At 58.9% G+C, this 5561-nt stretch carries 4 protein-coding genes and 1 pseudogene; all 5 read right to left on the bottom strand.

The window, feature by feature from the left end:
- Positions 1-1508: pseudogene (locus AC1DPR_RS31260) on the bottom strand (pyruvate dehydrogenase (acetyl-transferring), homodimeric type); the annotation flags it as partial.
- Entirely contained in the window at positions 1505-2164 is a 660-nt protein-coding gene (gene leuD, locus AC1DPR_RS31265; protein ID WP_477817944.1) for a 3-isopropylmalate dehydratase small subunit, read from the bottom strand. The pseudogene AC1DPR_RS31260 and the gene leuD, both read right to left, overlap by 4 nt.
- Positions 2164-3585, bottom strand: a complete 1422-nt coding sequence (leuC, locus tag AC1DPR_RS31270) for a 3-isopropylmalate dehydratase large subunit (protein WP_477105761.1) — start codon at positions 3583-3585, stop codon at positions 2164-2166. The genes leuD and leuC overlap by 1 nt, the downstream gene beginning before the upstream one ends.
- A gap of 116 nt (positions 3586-3701) precedes the next feature.
- Entirely contained in the window at positions 3702-4727 is a 1026-nt protein-coding gene (locus tag AC1DPR_RS31275) for a Bug family tripartite tricarboxylate transporter substrate binding protein (protein ID WP_477817945.1), read from the bottom strand.
- 507 nt (positions 4728-5234) lie between these two features.
- Positions 5235-5561 (bottom strand): hypothetical protein (locus tag AC1DPR_RS31280; RefSeq protein ID WP_477817946.1); only part of this gene is annotated, 327 nt, incomplete at its 5' end.

Genomic DNA, 5561 nt, shown 5'->3' on the forward strand with positions numbered 1-5561 from the left:
GTGCAAGGCAAAGCGCGCATGTGCAAGGCAAAGCGCGCATATTGCTCTGGAGCTGGTACCGGCACGATGTCGCAAGCAGTTTCGCGCTTGGGCAAAGCACCGCCAAGACGCTCGCGGTGCTCACGCAGGTAGCGCATCTCGGGGCTGTCGTCGGCGGGCTTGTAAAAGGCAAGACTAGTCGTCTGCTCGTCGGTCAGCGGCAGGTGAAAGCGGTTGCGGAATTCGATGAGATCCGTCTCATCAAGTTTTTTCTGGCTGTGCGTAGTCATTTTGCCCTGCCCGGCCGTACCCATGCCGTACCCCTTCTTGGTGTGAGCCAGGATTACGGTGGGCTGGCCACGGTGGGCGGCGGCGACGGCGTAGGCCGCGTAGATCTTCACAAGGTCATGGCCCCCGCGTTTCAGGCGATCAATCTGCTCGTCCGTGAGGCCTTGCGCCACCGCCTCAACCGCGTGATTCTGCCCAAAGAAGTGATCACGGTTATAGCGGCCGTCCTTCGCCGCGAAGGTCTGCATCTGCCCGTCCACGGTGGCGCCCAATGTGCGTACCAGTGTGCCTGTAAGATCTCGCGCAAATAGGCCGTCCCAATCACTCCCCCAGAGTAGCTTGATGACGTTCCACCCTGCTCCGGCGAACAAGCGTTCCAACTCGTCAATGATCTTGCCGTTGCCGCGTACCGGGCCGTCGAGACGCTGCAAGTTGCAGTTGACTACCCACACCAGATTGTCAAGCCGCTCCCGCGCGGCCAGGGTGAGCGCGCTCATGCTTTCCGGCTCATCCATCTCGCCGTCTCCGAACACGCCCCAGACCTTACGTCCTTCACAATTGAGCAGGTTGCGGTGAGTCAGGTAGCGCATGAAACGCGCGTGATAGATGCTGCTGATTGGCCCAATACCCATCGAGCCGGTGGGAAACTGCCAGAAGTCGGGCATCAGCCATGGATGAGGGTAGCTTGACAGGCCACACGCCCCTGACTCGGAGGCGGTGATTTCCCGCCTATAGTGCGACAGATCCGCTTCGGTCAGTCGCCCCTCGAGGAAAGCGCGCGCGTACACGCCTGGCGCGCTATGTGGCTGGAAGAACACCAGGTCGCCGCCATGGTCCCCGTTGCGGCCGTGAAAAAAGTGGTTAAAACCAACTTCAAATAGATCGGCCGCGCTGGCGTAGCTGGCTATGTGTCCGCCCAGTTCGCCATAGGCCTTGTTAGCCCGCACCACCATGGCGAGGGCATTCCATCTTGCCAGCGAAGCCAGGCGCTCCTCCAGCGCCAGATCTCCGGGAAAAGCTGGCTGCGCTTCTACTGCAATCGTGTTGACATAGGGCGTATTCAGATCAGGCTGCCATGGAATCTGCTGTGTGCGCGCCAGGCGCACAAGTTCATCGAGCATGAAGCACGCGCGGCTGTGCCCACCGTGTGTCACCAGCCCCATAAAGGACTCGTGCCACTCTGAGGTTTCCAGAGGATCGGGATCTCGATCGGGGATTGGATGCGGGAAATTTGTGGTCATGGCAACAGCCCTGCGAGGTCCACAAAGAGCCAAGGTTCGGTCAGTCGTCGTCTTGCCTCGTATGACCGAATGGTCTCTGCCTTCCGAAGTGTCAAGATAATGTCGTCGAGGCCGTGGAGCAGCCTCGTCTTCCGGTCGGCATCGACCYCGAACGCGATGGGTCTCCCGCTATGGGGCGTGATCTGTTGAGACGGCAGGTCGACATGGAGCGTGATGCCCGGCTGCTTCTGCGCCAGCGTAAACAGTCCATCCACGACATCTGAAGGCAGAATAATCGGTAGGATGCCGTTTTTGAAGCAGTTATCGTAGAAGATGTCGGCGAAGCTCGGTGCTATCAGCACGCGCATTCCGAAGTCGCGCAATGCCCAGGGAGCATGCTCGCGGCTCGATCCGCACCCGAAATTCTCTCTGGCCAGCAAGATTCGCGCTCCGGCGTAGCAAGGCTGGTTGAGAGGAAAATCAAGATTTCTTGGCCGCTTCGAGGCATCTTGACCTAGTGTGCCCCGATCAAGGTAGCGCCACTCATCAAACAAGTTGTCTCCGAATCCGGTCCTGAAAATCGATTTCATGAACTGTTTCGGAATGATGGCATCTGTATCGATGTTGGGACGGGCCAGCGGCACCGCGACTGCATCAAGACATGTGAACCGTTCCATCAGCGCTTCTCCCGCGAGATGTCGACAAAGTGCCCGGCAATCGCAGCTGCCGCCGCCATGGCCGGGCTGACAAGATGGCTTCTCCCACCTGCGCCTTGCCGCCCTTCAAAGTTCCGGTTCGACGTTGAAGCGCATCGCTCCCCGGCACCCAGACGATCCTCGTTCATGGCGAGGCACATCGAACAACCCGGCTGTCGCCATTCAAAGCCTGCATCCGTAAACACGCGGTCCAGTCCTTCCGACTCGGCCTGCGCCTTTACCAGCCCCGACCCCGGAACAACCAATGCTTGTCGGACGAACGGTGCGATTTTCCTACCCGCCACAACTGCGGCGGCTGCACGGAGGTCTTCGATACGGGAGTTTGTGCAGGATCCGATAAACACCTTGTCGACCCGAATATCCTGCATGGCGGTGCCGGGCTTCAACCCCATGTAGGCGAGCGCGCGCTCCATTCCCGCTCGCTTGACGAGGTCAAGCTCCTGCGCCGGATCGGGGACAAGTGCGTCCACTGTCACCACCATTTCCGGCGAGGTTCCCCAAGTGATCATCGGTCGCAATTCGCTCGCATCGATCTCGACTATGCGATCGAATATGGCTTCCCTGTCACTGACTAATGTACGCCAGTAAGCAACCGCAGCATCCCAATGATCCGCTCGCGGACCATAGGGACGGTCGCGCAGATACTCGACGGTCGTATCGTCCACACCAATCAGGCCGACGCGTGCACCGGCTTCGATGGCCATATTGCACAAGGTCATGCGCCCCTCCATCGAGAGCGCGCGGATCGTGTCGCCCCCAAACTCGATGGCAAATCCTGTTCCGCCGGCAGTGCCGATGCGGCCGATGATGGCGAGGACCAGGTCTTTCGCGGTCACGCCTTGTGGGAGGGCGCCACTCACCTGAATGAGCATGGTGCGCAGTGGCCGCATAGTCAGGCATTGGGTGGCGAGCACGTGTTCGACTTCGGAGGTGCCGACGCCAAATGCCATCGCCGCAAATGCGCCGTGCGTACTTGTGTGCGAGTCGCCAGCAACCACTGTCATTCCGGGCAACGTCGCACCCTGCTCGGGTCCGACCACGTGAATGATGCCCTGGCGGGGATTGAAGATGTCGAACTCCGTGATGCCGAACTCCCGGCAATTTGCGTCGAGCTGGCGTAGCTGCTGTCGTGAAAACGGATCGGGGACGCTATCGATGCTGGCCCGCTCGGAATATGTCGTGGGGACGTTGTGGTCCACCGTGGCAAGCACCGTTGCCGGTCGCCACGGTTTGCGGTTAGCCAGGCGCAGACCCTCGAAGGCCTGAGGACTGGTCACCTCGTAGACCAGATGTCGGTCGACATACAGCAGTGCCTCACCGTCTTCATTCAGGTCAACGAGGTGGCTTCGCCACAGCTTGTCGTAAAGCGTACGTGCTTCCATCGCAGATTGCATAGTTAATGTGGTGTCATGCGTAGGCAATGCGCAAACAGATGTCCCTCGGTGCTTGCGCGGAAATCGACGCCTGGAGGGGGCGGTTCAGGTTCTACGATGAACGGTTATTCGACGACCAGTTTGATCTGGCTAGCCAGCGTCTCATAGGCACCTAACTCCGCCTTGATCTGCGCTCCCATCTGGGCGGGTGTATTGCCAATCGGTTCCGCGCCTATCTCCAGCAGTTGCCGACGAACTTCAGGTACCCTCACCATTCGGTCGATCTCACCGTGGATCCTCTCTACGATCGACGCGGGCGTCCCCGAGGGCGCAACGATGCCAAACCATGTGCCAACATCGAAACCGGGCAGCACCGTTTCCGAGAGCGTGGGAATATCGGGCAAGGCAGAGGAACGCTTGACCGTCGTCACCGCCAAGGCTCGCGTCTTGTGAGCCTTGACCTGCGGCAGCGCAGAAGTGACGGTGTCGAACATCACCTGCACCTGACCACCCATCAGGTCGGTGACGGCGGGCCCACTCCCCTTATATGGCACGTGCACCAAATCCACGCCGGCTTGCAACTTGAACATCTCACCGATAAGGTGGTGAGCCGTTCCCGCGCCTGCCGTTCCATAATTGAGCTTGCCCGGCTGCGCCCTCGCGAGAGAAACAAACTCAGAAATTGTCTTCGCGGGAAGGCCCGTGTTGACGACCACCACATTCGGCACCATCGCGATAACGCTGACAGGCGCGAAGTCCCGGCCGAAGTTGTAGGGCAAGTTCTTGTAAACAGCCTGTGCAATCGTATGATGAACCGTGCCCAGCAGGAGCGTGTAACCATCGGGGGGTGACTTCGCAACCATACTTGCTCCGATCGTTCCACCGACGCCCGGCCTGTTCTCGACGATGACAGGCTGGCCCCAGGCCACCGTCATGCGTTGCGCCAGGATCCGGGCCAACACATCTGTCGTGCCACCAGGCGCGAACGGAACGACTATCTTGATAGGCTTGGTCGGATATGCCGGGCTCGGCTGGGCGGTTGCGACAGCGCAAGCCAAAGCCATTGGCAAAAGGAAAGCGGCGCGGCGTAAATGGTTCATGGTTGTCTCCATCGTTTTTTCTTGGTGCACAGAATCGCTTTGCGTTCTCATGTCACTACAACGCTAAACGTGCGTCGGCACTCTTAGTTCGGGGGCGGCGTTGTGGGATTGACTCTACCGGCCGAACAGCAGAATGTGCTGCCGACTCGATGCCGAAAAATTGTTTCTTTCAGCATTTGATGCGGCATGTCAGAAGGGCCGCAGCACCGAAGGAGGGTCAAGACCAGACGCACGGTTTCGATATGCTCGCCGTATCGGCAATCGTGCCGGTTAGTGCCTGGGAATGGGCTCGGTGACGAGGTGCCGGCCTTGAAGAAGCGCTTTGGGAAGAGCCCTTTTACTGGCCAGGACCGGTGGTTCGCGGCCAAGCCGGCGTCCGTGGAGGGGAGGGTGTGGCCGCTGAAGGAGCTCAAGGAGGCGGCGCTGTAAGCCTTGAGCGATTTTGTCCTAAAAAGGGAAGCTCGAGCTTCCCCTTCTTTATCGTGACACCAACTGAGCAAGGGGATGCGACCGTCTCAAGAACAGAAGCGGTAGCACATGCATAGCCTATCCACTTGCTTAGAAAAGCTGGCGCCGTCCATCATAGTCACGCACGATTTGATTCATGGCCTTCAGGAGAGCCTGGTCGTTGCCCAGTGTCTGCTCAATCGCCTTCATGTAGCTCAGCAACTGAGCCTGGGCGGTGTTCGCGACTTCGGTCGTAATGCCTTCATCGTCGTGCAAAATCAYGTAAGAACGGGCGAAACCATAGATAAGAAAGTAGGCTGCAGCATTGGCTGGATCGCTCTTCATAAGCGCAAGCGATTGTTGCTTAACCTTCAAGAAGGCATCTGTTCCAGGAACGCTCTGCGCAAATTCGGCCGTGACGGTATTGAAGTCCATAAG

This window comes from Rhizobium sp. 01T417, from assembly GCF_056398905.1.

What these genes read in the sequence shown, in the direction of transcription:
- leuC (WP_477105761.1), bottom strand. Translation starts at nt 3,585, where the DNA reads ATGGAAGCACGTACGCTTTACGACAAGCTGTGGCGAAGCCACCTCGTT.
- AC1DPR_RS31275 (WP_477817945.1), bottom strand. Translation starts at nt 4,727, where the DNA reads ATGAGAACGCAAAGCGATTCTGTGCACCAAGAAAAAACGATGGAGACA.